Consider the following 18,251-nt stretch of genomic DNA (forward strand, 5'->3'; position numbering starts at 1 on the left):
TCAGTCGGTCACCGGCTCCGGGGATTTCACCGGCTGGTCCCGGAATTGGGTGTGGTAGAGGTCGGCATACGTGCCGCCGGCGGCCAACAGCTCCTCGTGGGATCCCTGCTGGACGATCCGTCCCTGGTCCATCACCAGAATGAGATCGGCGTCCCTGATCGTGGACAACCGGTGCGCGATCACGATCGAGGTGCGGCCGGCCAGCGCGGAGTCCAGCGCCCGCGAGACGGCGGCCTCGGACTCGGAGTCCAGGTGCGCGGTCGCCTCGTCGAGCACGACGACCGACGGGGCCTTCAGCAGCAACCGGGCGATCGCCAGTCGCTGCTTCTCGCCGCCGGAGAGCCGGTGTCCGCGGTCGCCGACCATCGTGTCGAGACCGTAGGGCAGCCGACTCACCAGGCCCCACACCTGCGCCTCGCGCAGCACCCGTTCCAGGTCGGCATCGGTCGCGTCGGGCTTGGCATAGAGGAGGTTCGCGCGGATGGTGTCGTGGAACATGTGCGCCTCCTGCGTGACGACGCCCACCCGGTCCCGCAGCGACTCGGACGACACCTTGCGCAGGTCCCGGTCACCGATCCGCACCGCGCCGTTGATCGGGTCGTAGAGACGCGAGACCAGACCGATGGTGGTCGTCTTGCCGGCGCCCGACGGGCCGACGAGCGCGATCATCTGGCCGGGCTTCGCATGGAACGAAATCCCTTGCAGGACAGTCGATCCGTCGCCCTTGTCCCTGGTGAGGACCGTCTGCAACGACTCGACCGAAACCTGCTCGGCAGTGGGATAGCCGAAGACCACATCGTCGAACTGCACGCCGAGCGGACCGGCCGGCAGCTCCACCGGTTCCGGGTCCTCGGCAACCAGCGGCTTCAGATCGAGGACCTCGAAGACCCGCTCGAAGGAGATGAGGGCGGTCAGGACGTCGACGCGGACGCTGGACAGCTGGGTCAGCGGGGCATAGAGCCGGCCGAGCAACGCGGCGAGGGCGAGCAACGTGCCGATGGTCAGTTCGCCGTGCACGGCCATCACGCCGCCGATGCCGTAGACCACCGCCGTCGCGAGGGTGGCCAGCAATGTCAGACCGACCAGGAAGATCGCGCGCTGCACGGCGATGCTGATGCCGTAGTCGCGAACCTTCGCGGCCCGCTCGGCATACTCATCGTCCTCCTGCTCAGGGCGACCGAAGAGCTTGACGAGCAACGCGCCGGCGACGTTGAAGCGCTCGGTCATCCGGGCGCCGAGGTCGGCGTTCTCGGTCATCTGGCCGCGGGTGAGGCCGGCCACGCGGCGTCCGATGATGCGTGTCGGGATCAGGAAGAACGGCACCAGCAGCAACGCGGCGAGGGTGATCTGCCAGGACAGCGCGGCCATCGCGACCACGATGACGAGCACACTGACGAGATTCGAGACGACGTTCGACATGACGGAGGTGAACGCCTGCTGCGCCCCGATGACATCGGAGTTCAGGCGGGTCACCAGGGCACCGGTCTGCGCGCGGGTGAAGAAGGCGATCGGCTGGCGCAGGACGTGGCCGAAGACCTCCCGCCGCAGGTCGTAGATCAGGCCCTCCCCCAGGGTCGCCGACAACCAGCGCTCGACGACTCCGAGCACCGCGTCGACGACGGCGACGAGCGCCGCGGCCGCCGCGAGCCAGATGACGAGTGCGGTGTTCTTGTCGCCGACGCCCTTGTCGACGATCTCCTTGAGGATCAGCGGTGTTGCGACCACCAGCAGTGCGTCGATCACGACGAGGACGAGGAAGGTGGCGATCTGGCGCCGGTAGGGCCGGGCATAACCCAGCACCCGCCGGGTGGTGCCGGGCTTCAGCTTCGACATCTCGGTCGACTCGCGCGTCAGCGAGTGCAACACCTGCCAGTTGCTCATCGTCCTCCTCCGGAGCAGGTCGGCGAACTGCCGGTCCGTCAGTCGCCAACAACGGCAAGGGCAGAAGTATGCCGTGGCGGGTCGCTCCGACGGCTCACCGCCGGAGCGGCACCGGTCAGCACGAGGGCGACCGCGGCGGTCCCGAGCCACAGCGGCACGCCGTCGCCGACCGAGAGCGCGGCACCGATCACCAGTGGTGCGACGGTGGTGGCGATCCCCCAGCTGATTCCGAACATCGCCAGGTAGCGACCGGCGGCACCCTGCGGCGCGAGCCGGGAGACCTGGGCGTAGAGGTGGCTCATCAACAGCACGTCGGCGACCGCCCCCACGATCCCGGACAGCATGATGAGCGCTGCGGAGTGCGCCATGGCGATGCAACTGATCGAGAGCATCAGTCCGACGAATCCGACTGTGAGAGCGAGGCTTCCGCCGCCCCGGTTGAGGGCGGCGACGCGCAACAACGGTTGCGCGAGGACGGCGACGACTGCCGACAGCGCCGTGTTGACGCCGATGGCCCACAGACCGAGTCGGCGGTCGGCGACCGTGAGCGGCATACCGAACACGACCACCATGTGGACGAGGGTGAACATCGTCGCCACACCGAACAGGCCGAGGAACCGCCGGTCGCGCCACGGCTGCGCCGGGGACCTGATCGTATACCGCGCTTCGCGGGCCGGCAGGAACGCACGGATCACCGCAGCGCACAGCAGGCAACTCACTGCATCGATCACGAACAGCATCCGCAGGTCCCACCCGGCGACGATCGCCGCGAGCCCGCCGGCTCCCACCGCGGCGATCGCCATCGACACGAAGAGCAGGCCGAAGAGCGCCGGTCCGGTGTCGTCGTCGCTCTCCGCGGCGATCATTGCCTGAGTGGGCGGCTCGATGAGCTCGTAGGACAGCCCGAGGCCGACCGCACCGATCAGCGCCACGACCGTCGTGCCGGCCGCGGCCAGAACGAATTGCGTTGTCGCACAACCGATCAGCCCGAGCATGATCGTGACCCGCGGGCCAATGACATCGAGCAGCCATCCGCCGGCGAGCCGCGACGGGATGGTCGCCATACCGAAGGCGGCGACGATGAGTCCGGCGGTGTGCACGGACTCGTGCAGCTCCTCGGTGAGCAGGACGGCGAGGAACGCCATCGAGAAGCCGCCCACCCGATTGACCATCCGCGCGATGAGCAGCCCCTTGGCGCCGCGGGACAACAACTGCCACGCGCCCAATGGATGCGCCACGGCATACCTGCCGTCTATGCTGTTACCAGTCACGCAAGAAACACAACCACGAAACGGAGTAACTGGTCAAGTGCGTTTCGACAGTCATATCGAGCGGTTACTGACCGCCGCCACCCGACTCGTCAACCAGCTCACACCCGGACTCGACGGGGGGCGACCGGTCGTCGTGCCGAACGGAACGGCGCTGAGGACCGTGATCGGCGAGGCCCTGGCGTTCGACGGCAGGACTCCCTCGGTGCCGGCTACCGGAGCCCGGGTGCTGGTCGACGCCGTGACCGACGTACGGCGGGTGTTCGAGGCGGCGGACGACGGCGACACCACACGCGCGGCAGAACTCACCAACGACCTGCTCAGGCGCACCGGCGCCCGACCCCAGCTCAACCCCGACCCCGACGGGACGTGGCACCTGCACTTCCACGGGCCGAGCAACCACTTCGGCCCCGGATGGGCAGCCGGCCTGGCCGCGGGCCTCACCATGGCACTCGGTGTCGACGAGATCGGCCGGCTGGGGGTCTGCTCCGCCGACCGCTGCGATCGCGTGTATGTCGACAGCTCCCGCAACGGCACCCGGCAGTTCTGCTCGACGCGGTGCCAGAACCGCATGAAGGCCGCCGCGCACCGAGCGCGCCAGAAGTAGGACGCGATGAACGGGCGTCATACCCGCGCCTTTCCGCACGACGGTCGTCCCAAAAACACACGTACGCCTCCCAAACGTGCGCGTTCCCCACGACCGTCGTCCCAAAAACACGCAGCCTCAGCCAAATCGCGCGCCCTCCGGACGACCGTCGTCCCAAAAACACACGTATGCCGCCCAAACCTGCGCGTTCCAGACGACCGTCGTCCCAAAATGACGAGGCCGAGCGGGCACACTGCCGCATCCGCTGTGGATAACTTCTGCGAACGACGCGATCTCTCTGGAACCGTTCCCTGATGACTTCGCCAGCGCCGCTGCTGGGGCCGGACTCGCGGCTCCCCGACTTCTTCACGACCGAAGAGGCGCTTGCCGCCGGCGTCCGGCCGCGCGACCTGGCGACCAGCAGCGCGTTCCGACAGGTCTTCTGGGGTGGCTATGTCAAGACGGGCGCGAGGCCGACGTATGCCGACTACGTGTCGTTCGCTCTCCGTGTGGTTCCGACCGCAACCTTCGCGACCGAGCACAGCGCGTCCCGGCTGCACGGCGGAATTGCCCCCAGCGCGTCCAATCTGCACCTCGGCACCACCGTCCGGCACAAGTGCAAGCGCGACGGCATTCAGCTGCGCTTCTACACGCATCCGCCGGAACTGGTGCTCGTCAAAGGGATTTGGGCCACCTCACCTCCCCAGACCTTCCTTGACCACGCCCGCTCGCTTGAATTCGCCGATCTGCTCGTACTCGGCGACTCTCTGGTGCGAAGGACAAGTTGCAGCCCGACCGACATACGTGAGTTCGTCGCGGACTCATCGGCCCACGGGGCAAGCCACGCCCGTGCGGTGGCCAAGCTGGTCCGCAGTCGAGTCGAGTCACCGAACGAAAGCCGGCTTCGACTACTCATGGTGAGCGGCGGCATCCCGGAGCCGGCCCTGAACCTCGTGGTGCACGGCACCACCCGACGCGCCACGCGCAGAATCGATCTCGCATTCGAGGACTACAAGGTGGGAGTCGAATTCGACGGCCGCCACCACATCGAGCAGATCAGTCAGTGGAACGAGGACATCCTGCGTCGGGAGGAGCTCGAGGCGATGGGCTGGCGTTTCGTGATCGTCACCTCATCGACGATGTACTCCGATCCGGGCAGCGTACTCAGGCGCATCATCGATGCGCTGGCACTGGCGGGCGCACCCACGATTCAAATGCGCGACGACTGGCGGCGCCATTTCGCGTAGGACCAGAACGACCGTCGTCCCCAAAACACGCGTATGCCGCCCAAACCCGCGCGTTCCGCACGACCGTCGTCCCAAAAGCACGCGTATGCCGCCCAAACCCGCGTGTTCCGGACGACCGTCGTCCCCAAAACACGCATGTCCGTCAGGCGAGCTCGACCAGGTCCTGGTAGTCCGGACCCCACAGGTCCTCGACGCCGTCCGGGAGCAGCAACACCCGCTCGGGTTCGAGCGCCTCGACGGCTCCCGGGTCGTGCGTGACCAGCACGACGGCGCCCTCGAAGGCGCGGAGCGCACCGAGGATCTCCTCGCGTGACGCAGGGTCGAGGTTGTTGGTCGGCTCATCGAGCAGCAGCACGTTCGCGGCCGAAACCACAAGCAGCGCAAGGGAAAGCCGCGTCTTCTCCCCACCGGAGAGCACTCGCGCCGGCTTCTCGACGTCGTCGCCGCTGAAGAGGAACGATCCGAGCACCTTGCGGGTCTCGGTCTCGTCCAGGTCCGGCGCCGCCGACTTCATGTTGTCCAGCACGCTGCGATCGACGTCGAGGTTCTCGTGCTCCTGCGCGTAATAGCCGAGCTTCAGACCATGCCCCGGCTGCACCTCACCGGTGTCCGGCTGGTCGACACCCGCGAGGATCCGCAGCAACGTCGTCTTGCCGGCGCCGTTCAGTCCGAGGACCACGACCTTGGAGCCGCGATCGATCGCCAGATCGACATCGGTGAAGATCTCCAACGAGCCGTACGACCGGGACAGACCCTCGGCCATCAGCGGTGTTTTACCCGACGACGCCGGGGTGGGGAAGCGCAGCTTGGCGACCTTGTCCTGCTGTCGGCTGCCCTCCGCACCGTCGAGCATCCGCTCCGCACGCCGGATCATGTTCTGGGCGGCCGTCGCCTTGGTCGCCTTGTAACGCATCTTCTCGGCCTGCGCCAGCAGCGCGGACGCCTTCTTCTCGGCGTTCTGCCGCTCCCGGTGCCGCCGGCGCTCGTCGGTCTCCCGTTGCTTCAGGTAGGTCTTCCAGCCGACGTTGTACTGGTCGATCTCGCCACGGTTGGCGTCCAGGTGGAACACCCGGTTGACGACCTCGTCGAGCATCTCGACGTCGTGGCTGATGATGATCAGCCCTCCCGAGTAGGTCTTCAGGTAGTCGCGCAACCAGTGGACCGAGTCGGCATCCAGGTGGTTGGTCGGCTCGTCCAGCAGCAACGACTCCGCACCGGAGAACAGGATCCGAGCCAGCTCGACACGCCGGCGCTGACCACCGGACAGCGTCTCCAGCGGTTGGTCCAGGATGCGCGTCGGCAGCCCGAGCGACGATGCCAGCGAGGCGGCCTCGGACTCCGCGGCATACCCGCCCTTGCCGAGGAACTCGGCGTCCAGCCGGGCATAGCGCCGCATCGCGCGCTCCCGCTTGTCGTCGTTCTCGTCCGCCATCGCCTTCTCGGCGGCGCGCAGATCACGTATGACGACATCAAGGCCGCGCGCCGACAGGATCCGGTCACGCGCCAGCATGGCGAGGTCACCGGTGCGCGGGTCCTGCGGCAGGTAGCCGATCTCCCCCGACGACGTGACCGTGCCCGCAGCGGGCTGCCCCTCGCCCGCGAGAACCTTGGTCAAGGTCGTCTTGCCGGCACCGTTGCGCCCGACCAGGCCGACCCGGTCGCCCGCTGCGACCCGGAAGGTCGCGTTCTCCAGAAGGATCCGGGATCCCGCACGCAACTCGATCCCTTGTGCGGTGATCACGTCGTTCCTTCCCTGCCCACGGGCATCACCCGCGGTTGTTCGGTGGCTGTCCGGCGTCTCACATGACGGTCACATGCCGGTCACATGGCGGGGCGCCCGCCGCCTGCGCTGTCCCCAGCGCGTGCTTCAGGCGCCCGAAGCCGTTCACTCGCTAGTGTACGTGCAGGGTCATTGGCGCCCCAATCCGTTTACGGCGCCGCAGAAGCGAAGGGAAACCGGCCGTGACGTTCAATGACAACGCGGGGATCGGCACAGGGGACGTCTCCAGCGGGGGCAGCTCCGGAGGCGGGGGCGGCGGTCTCGGCGGCATGATGCCCGGCGGTATGGCGGTCGGCGGTGTCGGCGGCGTGATCGTGATGATCCTGATGGTGCTGTTCGGCGGTGACCTGACCGGCGGCTCCGGCGGCAGCAGCGGCTACCCCGGGCAGCTCAACGGCAACCAGGCCAACCCCTATGGCCAGAACCAGATCGACTCCGGCGGCGACGCGATCCAGCAGCAGCTCGACAAGTGCAAGACCGGCGCCGACGCGAACAAGAACGACCTGTGCCTGATCAAGGGCACGGTCGCCAGCGTCGAGGGCTTCTGGAAGGTCTACCTGCCGAAGGCCGCGAACAAGGACTACTCCCCCGCGATGACCAAGGTCTACTCGGGGCAGATGCAGTCCGGTTGCGGCACGGCCACCACCGAGATGGGCCCGTTCTACTGCCCGCTGGACAAGCAGGTCTACATCGATGCGGGCTTCTTCCAGGAGCTGCAGAGCCAATACGGCTCGGACGGGGGCCAGCTCGCCAAGGAGTACGTCCTCGCGCACGAGTACGGCCACCACATCCAAGACATCCTCGGCCTGCTCGGCCGCGCCCAGCAGGACCCGCAGGGTGCCGAGTCCGGCTCCGTGCGCACCGAGCTGCAGGCCGACTGCTTCGCCGGCATCTGGGTGTCGTATGCCGATGGCTCGCGCAACGGCCAGAACGGCGTCACCATCGACCCGTTGCTGAAGAAGATCAGCCCCCAGGACATCGACTCGGCGCTCTCGGCGGCTGCCGCCGTCGGCGACGACCGCATCCAGCAGAAGGCGCAGGGCCGGGTCACCCCCGAGACCTGGACCCACGGGTCATCGGCCGCCCGACAGAAGTGGTTCAAGACCGGCTACGACAAGGGCAGCCTGAACGCGTGCAACACGTTCGACGCGGCCAACGTCGAGTGAGGCGTAGACCGCAGGTCAGCCGCTGGCGCCGATGATGATCTCGGTGTCGATAATTTCGCCGGGTTCGTCAGTCGGGCCGTCCTCGAGTTCGTGCAGATAGCGCTGCAGCACGTGCTCGGTGATCCGCTCCAACGGAATGCGGACCGTCGTCAGCCGCGGAATCAGCGTCCTGCTGACCAGTCCGCCGTCGAATCCGGTGACCGAGACGTCTTCGCCGACCGTCCGGCCCGCTTCCGCCGCGGCTGCGTAGATCGCGGTGGCGAGCTTGTCCGATCCACCGACGATCGCCGGCGCCGGCGATTCGGTGACCAGCCGGCGGGCCGCCGCACGGATCTCCCGCTCGTCGTTGGCCACGAGTACGCTGCGTGCCGGCAGCCCGGCATCATCCATCCGTTGCTGGTATCCCTGCCGCCGTTCGACATCCCAATACGCCTGTGACTCGAGCCCGAAGAACACGATGGTGCGGTGCCCGGCCGCGATCAGGTGATCGGTCATCGCGCGCGTACCCACCGCATTGTTGACGTCGACCCAGGCCTGGCGGCTGTCCGCGGTCGTCCGGCCGAAGGCCGCGAACGGCACCTCCAGCCGGGTGGCCAGCCGCGCCCGCTCATCATCGATCGACATGTCGGAGAAGATGAAGCCGTCGGCGCGACGCGAGTTGATCAGCTCACGTAGGTCGTGCGGCGTCGGGTCGGACACGACCAACAGGTGATGTCTGCGTTCACCCGTCGCGCGGGCGAGACGCTGCAGGAACTCCATGCCCAATGCATTGTCGGTGGCCAGTTCGTAGGGGTGCGTCGGGTACGCGACCTGATGGACCCGCTGGGAGCGCATACTGCTCGCGCCTAGGTGGAGCGTGTAGCCGAGCCGTTCGATGTGTTCCTCGACGCGCCGTGCGGTGGACGCACCCACGCGACCGGTGCCGTGGATCACGTTGGACACGGTCTGCCGGGACACTCCGGCGGCCGCGGCTACGTCATCGATCGTGATGCGTTGGATGGTTTTCTCCCCATGGTCGAACAAAAGAATTTGTTGAGAACTGTTGACATACGAGTGCCAGCAGCGGAAGTCTATCCTCCACTACGCCGTTGGTGGAACGTTCCACCAAACCCCCGCCCAGCCCCTCGTGGAAGGACTCCGAAGATGACGAGACAGCGATGGTCCAGATGAGTTCGGCAACGCTCCTGACCAGCGACCGGCGCCTGCAGGCGAACGGCGAGACCCAGCAGGACCACGAGAAGCGGGAACGGCGGGTGGCATACGGCCTGCTCGCTCCCAGCCTCTTCGGGGTGGGCGCGTTCCTCTTCATTCCCGTGGTCCTGGTGTTCGCCTTCTCATTCCTCAAATGGAACATGCTCGGTGCGCCACAGTTCGTGGGGCTGAGCAACTATGCCGACGTCTTCCGGTACGAGGGCGCCGGACACGCCTTGCTCGTGACCTGCCTCTATGTCCTGTTGAACATCCCGGTACAGACCGTCCTCGCGCTGGGTATGGCCTGGCTGATGAATCGGCCAGGCCGCTTCACCGCGGTGATCCGGGTCCTGTGCGTCCTGCCGTACCTCGCGACGCCGGTGGCGATGGGGCTGGTCTGGCAGTGGATTTTCGACCCGCACTCCGGCGTGGTGAACGTCCTGCTCTCCGGCGTCGGCATCACCGGCCCGGCCTGGCTCAACTCCACCACCTGGGCGCTGCCGGTCGTCGTGTTCGCCAACATCTGGCAGTACGTCGGCTACAACATGCTGTTCTTCCTGGCCGGCCTGCAGGGTATACCGCACACCCTCTACGAGGCCGCGTCCCTGGACGGTGCGTCGAAGTGGCAACAGTTCCGCACCATCACCCTGCCGCTGCTCCGGCCGACGCTGTTCTTCGTACTGGTGACCGGCGCGATCGGATCGTTCCAGGTGTTCGACACGGTCTACGTCATGACGAACGGCGGCCCCGGCACCGCTACCACGGTCATGAACCAGTTGATCTACAAGAACGGTTTCGTCGGCTTCCGGATCGGTGCCGCGTCGGCGCTGTCCGTGATCCTCTTCCTGGTCATCCTCGCGGTGACCCTGATCCAGTCCCGGTACTTCAGCAAGCGCACCACGTACGAAATGGTCTGAAGGAGCAACCAATCGTGAAAACTCCGTCCAGCGACGCACGTCGCAAGGGTTATGCCCGCAAGACCACCTACGTGCTGACGCTGCTGCTGATCGCAGCCGTGTTCCTCGTCCCGTACGTCTTCGCCGTGATGGCGGCATTCAAGCCGTTGGGTGAGATCCAGTCCGCCCACGCGTGGGACCTGCCCAGGCACTTCACACTCGACAACTTCCGGACGATCTTCACGCAGTACTCGTTCGGCACCTATCTGCTGAACACGGCCGTCGTCACGGTCATCCTCACTGTCGGACAGGTCGCCTTCTCTCTGATGGGCGCGTATGCCTTCGCCCGACTGAACTTCCCCGGGCGTGACGCCTTGTTCTGGGGATATCTGGCCATGCTCATGGTCCCCAACGTCGTCACGATCATTCCGCTGTACGTGATGATGTCCAAGGCGGGGCTGATCGACACCTACTGGGCGATGATCCTGCCCTACGTCTTCGGTACGCCATACGCGATCTTCCTGATGCGGCAATACCTGTTGAGCATCCCCGGGGAGGTGATCGAGGCGGCGCGACTGGACGGCTGCTCCGAGATGACCATCCTGCGACGGGTGATCGTGCCGATGTCCCGGCCGGTGATCGTCACCGCCACGATCATCGCGGTCATCTTCGGCTGGAACAACTTCCTGTGGCCGTTGATCGCCACCGACTCCGAAACGATCCAGCCGTTGACCGTCGGTATCGCCAACTTCAATTCGAGCTTCTCCCAACAGTGGAACCTCGTGCTCGCGGCGTCGCTGGTCGCACTCATCCCGATGGTGATCATGTTCGCGATCTTCCAGAAGCACATCGTCAACTCGGTCAATCTGACGGGAGCCAGCCGATGAAACGTCGAGACTTCCTCAAGCTGTCCGGCGTCGGCGGCGCGGCGGCGCTCAGCACGGGTGCACTGACCGGGTGCTCGCGGCGAGGCTGGGGCCTGCCGGCCGCGGACGGCGGCAGGGTCGAGCTGACCTACGCACTGTGGGACGCGACGCAGCAGATCGGTTACCAGAAATCGATCGACGCCTTCATGAAGCTGCATCCGCACATTCACGTGACGATCCAACAGGTCTCGTACACCAACTATCAGCAGAAGATCACCCAGCAGTACATCTCCGGGAACGCCCCCGACGTGTTCTGGGTCAACACCCCGTGGATCGGTGACTGGGTGGTGGGCGGCGTGATGGCGGACATCAGCGACAGGCTCGCTGCGGAGAAGCTCGACATGTCGATCTACAACCAGAGCCTGCTCAAGCTGCACCAGTACCGAGGGCGCACCTTCGGGCTGCCCAAGGACTGGGACACGGCCGCGTTCTTCACGAACCGAGCGCACTTGGCGAAGTGTGGTTTCCGCACGGCGCCGACGGACCTGAGCTGGAACCCGAAGGACGGCGGCAGCTATCTGCACTTCCTCAAACAGCTCACCGTGGACACGAAGGGCCGTAACGCACTCGATCCGAAGTTCGACCCCGGCTCGGTGGACGTCTACGCCACCGCCGCACCGAACGACTTCCAGACGACATACGGCAACTTCTTCGCGATGAACGGCGGCAGCCTGCTGCCGCACCCGTACGCGACCCGAAGCGTGATCGACACTCCGCAGAACCTGGAGACGCTCACCTTCCTGACGCGGATGCTGCGGGCCGCTCACGTCATCGTTCCGTGCAACCAGACCGGCCCGAACGGCGACAGCACCAATACCCAGACCTTGTTCTCGTCGGGGCGGATGGCCATGTGGCTGACCGGCGACTGGACGGCCGCGTCGGTCTCGAAACTGTCCGGGATCAAGATCGGTTCGATGCCGATGCCGACCGGGCCACGCGGCCGGATCAGTGTGCTCAACGGCCTGTGCGACGGGATCGCCGCGAACACCGCGCACCCGGACGAGTCCTGGGCGCTGGTCAAGTGGCTGGGGGGCGCCCGATCGCAGGAGATCATGGGCAGCGGCGGCTACGTCTGGCCGGCGATCACCGCGCTCGACCCTCATTTCGAGCGGTATTGGCTCCGCAAGGGATTGGACATGTCGCCGTTCCTCGAGGAATCACACGGCCGGACCGTGAACTTCCCGGTGAGCAGCGGGATGCAGGACGCCCTCAACGACCTGACCGTCGCACTCGGGCCGACGTTCCTCGGCACCCAGTCGCCGGCCGAAGGGCTTCGAGCGGCCCAGCGCATCTTCGATTACCGGATCTCGTACAACACACCCGAGAAATGACCGCACTGCAGCGACGACGAAACGGAGCAGGCACAGCCATGAGGTTCCCCTCCAGACCAGGCACCACTCTCTTCCTGGACGACCCCACCGCGGGCGAAGCGTTGCCGCAAGTCCGGCATGTGGCGCCGACCACCGACGCCGATGCCGGGCCGGCGCCGGTCGACGAACGGCCCGGATGCCCACTGCTCACCGAACACTCCCGCAGTGACTTCCTGCGGCCGGGCCTGGCGGGACACCGGCTGGTCGAGCCGACACCATCGGATCCGGGCACCGGCCGGTCCTGGTCCACCTTGTTCCGGGTCGTGGACTCGACCGTGGCGAACGACCGCTGGCGGCTCGTCGCGAAGGACGCGGACGCCGGCCTCGGCCTCGTCACCGAGGTCGAAGCGCTCGCGGGCGGTCCACTACGGATCCGGCATACGCTGACGAACGATGCCGCGGGCCCGTATCTGTTGGAGGAGTTGTCCGTGAGCGTGCCGCTCCCGGACGATCATGCCGAACTGCTGGACTTCACCGGACGACACGAACGGGAACGTTCCCCGCAACGCCAGCCGATCAACGACGGCAGCTGGCTGCGGGAGTCACGCACCGGCAAGCCCGGGTGCGAGTCCGCGAACCTCCTGGTCACCGGGACGCCCGGGTTCGGTTTCGGGCACGGCCGGGTGATCGGTATGGCGGTCGCCTGGAGCGGCAATTCGCGGCTGGGTGTGGTCCGCGGTGCGCAGGGGCCGGCTCGGCTCATCGGCGGGGAGCTGTTGCGGCCGGGAGAGGTGACCCTCGCGCGCGGTGAGAGCTACTCGACGCCGTGGGTCTTCGTCGTCGCAGCGGACGACGGCCTCGACGGCATTGCTGCCGCATTGCACACCTGGCAGCGGCAGCTGCCGAGCAACCCGGGCCCGCAACCCGCGACGCTCAACGTGTGGGAGGCGGTGTACTTCGATCACGACACGGACAAGCTCACCGAACTCGCCACCCGTGCCGCAAGGGCCGGGATGGAGCGATTCGTGCTGGACGACGGCTGGTTCCACCTGCGCCGCGACGACCACGCCGGCTTGGGCGACTGGTGGGTCGACCCGGAGGTCTGGCCGCAAGGGCTGACTCCCCTTGCGGACACCGTGCACGGCCTGGGGATGAAATTCGGCCTGTGGTTCGAGCCCGAGATGGTCAACCCCGACTCCGACCTGTTCCGGAACCACCCGGAGTGGGTGCTGCAGCCAGCCGGCAGGCTGCCCCTCGAACACCGCAACCAGCAAGTGCTCGACCTCACCCACGAGGGCGCATGGACCACTGTGCGCGACCAGATCGACGCGGTGTTGTCCACGGTGCCGGTCGACTTCGTCAAGTGGGACCACAACCGTGAGTTGCTGGAGGCGGGCACCACAGCGCGAGACGGCGCGCCCGCGATCCACGCACAGACCACGGCATACCTGCGCCTGCTCGATGACCTGCGCGGCCGTCACCCGGACGTCGTCTGGGAGTCCTGCGCCGCCGGTGGTGGCCGGATCGACCTCGGCACGATCGAGCACGTCCAGCGCTTCTGGACCTCGGACATGACCGATGCGTTGGCACGTCAGCAGATCCAGCGATGGACCGCGCAACTCGTAGCCCCGGAATATCTCGGCGCGCACATCTCGTCGCCGACGTCGCATCAGACGCACCGAACGCTCGAACTGGATTTCCGTGCCGGCACCGCGTTGTTCGGATCCTTCGGTGTCGAGTGGGACCTGACAGCCGCGACCGAGGAAGAACTCGACCGCATCGCCGCGTGGACGAAGCTCTACGCCACGCATCGCGAGTTGCTGCACCGCGGCAGGATGTTCCGATGTGACCTGACCGAACCGACCGTTCACGGCCACGGCGTCGTTGCCGGCGACGGCACCGAGGCGATCGCCGCGCTGGTCCAGCTGGACGAACCGGTGTCCAACCGCGGGGTCACCCTCCGCATCCCCGGACTGCAACCCGGCGCGGCATACCGGATCGACTGGCTCGGGCCCGTCGACGCGTCCGAGCTGTCCTACGCACCGGGCCTGCACCCGGACGGACCGTTGCGGGGACACCCGATCGCCGGTGCCGCACTGGTCGACACCGGTGTGTGGCTGCCTCGGCGGCGGCCCGAGTCGGTGACCCTGCTGCACATCACCCAGAGCTGACCGGAGCTGGAGCAACCTTCGGTATGACGACGGCGTCCTTCCTGCACACCACACTCCGTGGTGTGCAGGAAGGAAGGAAACGTCATGTCTCACACCATCATTCGGGGCATACGCAGCAAGGCTGCGCTTGCGGTGTGCGGTCTGACTGCAGCCACCGTCATACCCCTGGCCGCCTCCGGTACGGCGCACGCGGCGCCATACTGCGGCATCACCTGGGGTTCGACCGCCAAGGTCGCGGCTGCGCTCACGTCGGACACCGTGCGCGGTGCCCGCACCGGTCAGCACACGTGCTATGACCGGCTTGTCATCGATCTGGGCGGCTACGGTCGCAGCACCGGCTATCGCGTGCGGTACGTCAGCACCGTCACCGGGCCGTCCGGCACTCCGGTGTCGCTCAGCGGCGGCGCCCGCCTCCAGATCGACATCAATGCGGCGGCAACGCACTCCCAGGGGCGTCCGACCTACCGACCCGCTGATCCCCGGCACGTCGCGAACGTCGCCGGTTACCGGACGTTCCGCCAGGTGGCCTACGTGTCGTCGTTCGAGGGTTACACGACCTTCGGACTCGGCGTGCGCGCCCGGCTGCCCATGCGGGCGTTCGTACTGCAGGACCCACAGGGCCAGCGCCTGGTGATCGACGTCGCCCACCAGTGGTGACCTCATCCTCTCCAGCCGAACCACAACCGGACGCCGCGAGACGACGACCAAGGCTGAGGGCCGGGTTCCCGAGCTTGCTCGGTGAACCCGGGACCTCAGTCCTGCGAGGAGAGGAAGTATCAGGCAACAGGCCCGCAGAACCCGACCGCACGACAACCGGACGCCGCGGAGACGACGACCAAGGCTGAGGGCCGGGTTCCCGAGCTTGCTCGGTGAACCCGGCCCTCAGCCTTGCGAGGAGTCGAAGCAGAGAACGCGGCTCAGATGTTGAAGCCGAGCGCGCGCAACTGCTCGCGCCCGTCATCAGTGATCTTGTCCGGGCCCCACGGCGGCATCCACACCCAGTTGATGCGGTGCGACTCCACGAGACCTTCCAGAGCGCTCGCCGTCTGGTCGGCGATGACATCGGTCAGCGGGCAGGCCGCCGAGGTCAGCGTCATGTCGATCACGGCGTTGTTGTCGGCGTCGACGGTGATGCCGTAGACCAGACCGAGGTCCACGACGTTGATGCCGAGCTCGGGGTCGACGACGTCGCGCATCGCTTCCTCGACGTCCGCGACATTGGGCGGGGTGACTACGTCAGCCATGATCACACTTCCGATCCGGTTGTCAGCTTGCTGATGTCCACGCCGGCCTGGGCCAGCGCGTCGGTGTATGCCGCCCACGGCAGCAGTGCGCACTTCACGCGCGCGGGGTATTTGGATACTCCGGAGAACGCCACGCCGTCTCCGATGATTTCCTCGTCGCCGGGATCCTGGCCCTTCGAGGTCAGCATGTGCCGCATCGCCTCGTAGGTCTCCAGCGTCTCGCGCACCGGGTGACCGATCACTTCCTCGGCCAGCACCGAGGCGGAGGCCACCGAGATCGAGCAGCCGAGGGAGTCGTAGGAGACGTCCTGGACCGTCGCGTCATCGCCGGAGCCGGTCACGTGGACGCGCAGCGTCACCTCGTCACCGCAGGTGGTGTTGACGTGATGGGTCTGTGCGTCATACGGCTCGCGCAGGCCGGCGTGCGTCGGGTGCTTGGAGTGATCGAGGATCAGCTCCTGGTAGAGGTCCATCAGACGGCCACCCCGAAGATGTCGGGGACGCGGTCGAGTGCCTCGAGGAAGGCATCAACCTCGTCCAGCGTGGTGTAGGGGCCGAAGCTCGCCCGTGTGGTGGCGGTGATCCGGCTCGCCCGGTGCAACGGCCACGCACAGTGGTGGCCGGTGCGTACGGCGACTCCGGAGTCATCCAGCACTTGGCCGACGTCGTGCGGGTGCACGCCGTCGATCACGAAAGCCACTGCGCCCGTGCGCTTCTCGACGTCGAGCGGCCCTTGGACACGCACCCACGGCCGCTTCCCCAGGCCCTCGAGCACGGCAGCGGTGATCGTGCGGTCGTGTGCCGCAACGGCGTCCATGCCCAGTGCGGACAGGTAGTCGCACGCGGCAGCCAGACCGACGGCCTGGGACTCGTTGGGCACGCCGGCCTCGAAACGCTGCGGCGGGGCTGCGTAGGTCGAACCCTCCATCCGCACCACCTCGATCATCGAGCCGCCGTAGAGGAACGGCGGCATCGCGTCGAGCAGCTCACGACGGCCGACGAGCACACCCACGCCATACGGGCCGAGCATCTTGTGACCGCTGAACGCCATGAAGTCGACGCCGAGCGAGGCGAAGTCGACCGGCAGGTGCGGCACCGACTGGCACGCATCCAGCACGGTCAGCGCACCGACCGCACGCGCCTTGCGGGCGATCTCGGCCACCGGGTTGATGGTGCCGAGAACATTCGAAACGTGGGTGAACGCAACGATTTTCGTCCGCTCACCGATGACGTCGTCGACCTGTGCGAGGTCGAGCTCGCCGTCGTCGGTCACGTCGATCCAGCGCAAGGTGGCACCGGTGCGCCGTGCCAGCTCCTGCCAGGGCACGAGATTGGCGTGGTGCTCCATGACGGTCGTGACGATCTCGTCGCCGGGACCGATCCGGAAACGCTCGGTCACCGCCGGGTCGGCTCCGGAGATGCCCAGGGCTCCTGGTGCCGACGCGTTGCTGAACGCGTAGGCCACCAGGTTGATCGACTCGGTCGCGCTCTTGGTGAAGACGACCTCGCCGACCTCGGCACCGACGAACCGCGCGACGGTCTCGCGGGCACCCTCGAACGCCTCGGTCGCCTCCTCGGCCAGCTGGTGAGCGCCGCGGTGCGCGGCCGCGTTGTGCTGCTCGTAGAAGGCGCGCTCCGCGTCGAGCACGGCACGCGGCTTCTGCGACGTGGCCCCGGAGTCCAGGTAGACCAGCGGACGCCCGTCGCGGACGGTCCGCTGCAGGATCGGGAAGTCACCGCGCAACTTCTCGACATCGAACCCGGTCATTCCGGTCATCTCCTCACCAGCTCCGAGTGTGTATGGCGTGCAGACCGACTCAGGCGCTCGGCGTCAGGAAGCGGTCGTAGCCCTCGGCCTCGAGGCGGTCGGCCAGCTCGGGGCCGCCCTCCTCGGCGACACGGCCGTTGACGAACACGTGCACGTGGTCGGGCTTGATGTAGCGCAGGATCCGCGTGTAGTGGGTGATCAGCAGGATGCCGGCGTCGGTGCTGTCCTTCACCCGGTTGACACCCTCGGACACGACGCGCAGCGCGTCGACGTCCAGGCCGGAGTCCGTCTCGTCGAGGATCGCCATCTTCGGCTTCAGCAGCTCCAGCTGCAGGATCTCGTGACGCTTCTTCTCACCACCGGAGAAGCCTTCGTTGACACCGCGCTCGGCGAACCCATCCTCCATGCGGAGGGCGGCCATGGAGTTCTTGATGTCCTTGACCCAGGTGCGCAGCTTCGGCGCCTCACCGTCGACCGCGGTCTTGGCGGTGCGCAGGAAGTTGGACACCGTGACGCCCGGGACCTCCACGGGGTACTGCATGGCCAGGAAGAGTCCGGCGCGGGCGCGCTCGTCCACCTTCATCGCCAGGACGTCCTCGCCGTCGAGGGTGACGGTGCCACTGGTGACGTTGTACTTCGGGTGTCCGGCGATGCTGTAGGCGAGGGTCGACTTGCCCGAGCCGTTCGGGCCCATGATCGCGTGGGTCTCCCCCGAGTTCACGGTCAGGTTGACGCCCTTGAGGATCTCCTTGCTGCCCTTGTCGGTGTCGACGGACACGTGCAGATCGCGAATCTCCAGCGTTGACATGTATTTCCA

16 protein-coding genes are annotated in these 18,251 nt (G+C 66.9%); 8 read left to right on the plus strand and 8 right to left on the minus strand.

Annotation, left to right across the window (positions count from 1 at the left end; translation table 11 throughout):
• The gene (locus VG502_RS05995; RefSeq protein ID WP_325549114.1) at window positions 1-1,881 is read right to left on the minus strand and encodes an ABC transporter ATP-binding protein; all 1,881 of its coding nucleotides are present in this window, start codon (window positions 1,879-1,881) and stop codon (window positions 1-3) included.
• 38 nt (window positions 1,882-1,919) lie between these two features.
• Entirely contained in the window at window positions 1,920-3,152 is a 1,233-nt protein-coding gene (locus tag VG502_RS06000) for an MFS transporter (RefSeq protein ID WP_325549115.1), read from the minus strand.
• Window positions 3,153-3,189: 37 nt separating this feature from the next.
• Here VG502_RS06000 and VG502_RS06005 point away from each other — a divergent pair, with 37 nt between their 5' ends.
• Together VG502_RS06005 and VG502_RS06010 are read left to right on the plus strand one after the other, a co-directional pair.
• The gene (locus VG502_RS06005) at window positions 3,190-3,756 is read left to right on the plus strand and encodes a CGNR zinc finger domain-containing protein (RefSeq protein WP_325549116.1); all 567 of its coding nucleotides are present in this window, start codon (window positions 3,190-3,192) and stop codon (window positions 3,754-3,756) included.
• Between the two features lie 293 nt (window positions 3,757-4,049).
• Window positions 4,050-4,982 (plus strand): endonuclease domain-containing protein, encoded by a 933-nt coding sequence (locus VG502_RS06010; protein ID WP_325549117.1) that lies wholly within the window; start codon window positions 4,050-4,052, stop codon window positions 4,980-4,982.
• A gap of 142 nt (window positions 4,983-5,124) precedes the next feature.
• On the opposite strand, the gene VG502_RS06015 is transcribed toward VG502_RS06010, so the two are convergent.
• The gene (locus tag VG502_RS06015) at window positions 5,125-6,723 is read right to left on the minus strand and encodes an ABC-F family ATP-binding cassette domain-containing protein (protein ID WP_325549118.1); all 1,599 of its coding nucleotides are present in this window, start codon (window positions 6,721-6,723) and stop codon (window positions 5,125-5,127) included.
• Window positions 6,724-6,944: 221 nt separating this feature from the next.
• Between VG502_RS06015 and ypfJ the strand changes: the two genes are divergently transcribed.
• Window positions 6,945-7,928 carry a KPN_02809 family neutral zinc metallopeptidase gene (gene ypfJ, locus VG502_RS06020; RefSeq protein ID WP_325549119.1) on the plus strand — a complete coding sequence of 328 codons (984 nt, stop codon included), beginning with the start codon at window positions 6,945-6,947 and terminating at the stop codon, window positions 7,926-7,928.
• Window positions 7,929-7,943: 15 nt separating this feature from the next.
• Here the strand turns inward: ypfJ and VG502_RS06025 are convergent, their stop codons facing one another.
• Window positions 7,944-8,951, minus strand: a complete 1,008-nt coding sequence (locus VG502_RS06025) for a LacI family DNA-binding transcriptional regulator (protein WP_325549120.1) — start codon at window positions 8,949-8,951, stop codon at window positions 7,944-7,946.
• A gap of 143 nt (window positions 8,952-9,094) precedes the next feature.
• On the opposite strand from VG502_RS06025, the gene VG502_RS06030 reads away from it, so the two are divergent.
• The 5 genes from VG502_RS06030 (at window position 9,095) to VG502_RS06050 (ending at window position 15,079) form a co-directional block, all read left to right on the plus strand.
• Window positions 9,095-10,036 (plus strand): carbohydrate ABC transporter permease, encoded by a 942-nt coding sequence (locus VG502_RS06030; RefSeq protein WP_325549121.1) that lies wholly within the window; start codon window positions 9,095-9,097, stop codon window positions 10,034-10,036.
• A 14-nt stretch (window positions 10,037-10,050) separates the two neighbouring features.
• The gene (locus VG502_RS06035) at window positions 10,051-10,902 is read left to right on the plus strand and encodes a carbohydrate ABC transporter permease (RefSeq protein ID WP_325549122.1); all 852 of its coding nucleotides are present in this window, start codon (window positions 10,051-10,053) and stop codon (window positions 10,900-10,902) included.
• Complete coding sequence (locus tag VG502_RS06040; protein WP_325549123.1) at window positions 10,899-12,272, plus strand: ABC transporter substrate-binding protein; 1,374 nt, start codon at window positions 10,899-10,901, stop codon at window positions 12,270-12,272. Before VG502_RS06035 ends, VG502_RS06040 begins: the two co-directional genes overlap by 4 nt.
• Before the next feature lie 38 nt (window positions 12,273-12,310).
• On the plus strand, window positions 12,311-14,422 hold the full coding sequence (locus tag VG502_RS06045; RefSeq protein WP_325549124.1) for an alpha-galactosidase: 2,112 nt from the start codon (window positions 12,311-12,313) through the stop codon (window positions 14,420-14,422).
• An 84-nt stretch (window positions 14,423-14,506) separates the two neighbouring features.
• Window positions 14,507-15,079, plus strand: a complete 573-nt coding sequence (locus tag VG502_RS06050) for an AMIN-like domain-containing (lipo)protein (protein ID WP_325549125.1) — start codon at window positions 14,507-14,509, stop codon at window positions 15,077-15,079.
• A 260-nt stretch (window positions 15,080-15,339) separates the two neighbouring features.
• Here VG502_RS06050 and VG502_RS06055 read toward each other — a convergent pair whose 3' ends face one another.
• Genes VG502_RS06055 through sufC form a run of 4 tightly spaced genes read right to left on the minus strand, consistent with a single transcriptional unit; the run spans window position 15,340 to window position 18,242 of the window.
• Entirely contained in the window at window positions 15,340-15,666 is a 327-nt protein-coding gene (locus VG502_RS06055; RefSeq protein ID WP_325549126.1) for a metal-sulfur cluster assembly factor, read from the minus strand.
• Between the two features lie 2 nt (window positions 15,667-15,668).
• Window positions 15,669-16,139, minus strand: coding sequence for a Fe-S cluster assembly sulfur transfer protein SufU (gene sufU, locus VG502_RS06060; protein ID WP_325549127.1), 471 nt, complete (start codon window positions 16,137-16,139; stop codon window positions 15,669-15,671).
• Complete coding sequence (locus VG502_RS06065) at window positions 16,139-17,443, minus strand: aminotransferase class V-fold PLP-dependent enzyme (protein WP_325549128.1); 1,305 nt, start codon at window positions 17,441-17,443, stop codon at window positions 16,139-16,141. Before VG502_RS06065 ends, sufU begins: the two co-directional genes overlap by 1 nt.
• Window positions 17,444-17,483: 40 nt before the next feature.
• Window positions 17,484-18,242 (minus strand): Fe-S cluster assembly ATPase SufC, encoded by a 759-nt coding sequence (sufC, locus tag VG502_RS06070; RefSeq protein ID WP_325549129.1) that lies wholly within the window; start codon window positions 18,240-18,242, stop codon window positions 17,484-17,486.
• Between the last annotated feature and the right edge of the window lie 9 nt (window positions 18,243-18,251).

This window comes from Flexivirga sp. (genome assembly GCF_035551235.1).
Lineage (GTDB): Bacteria > Actinomycetota > Actinomycetes > Actinomycetales > Dermatophilaceae > Flexivirga.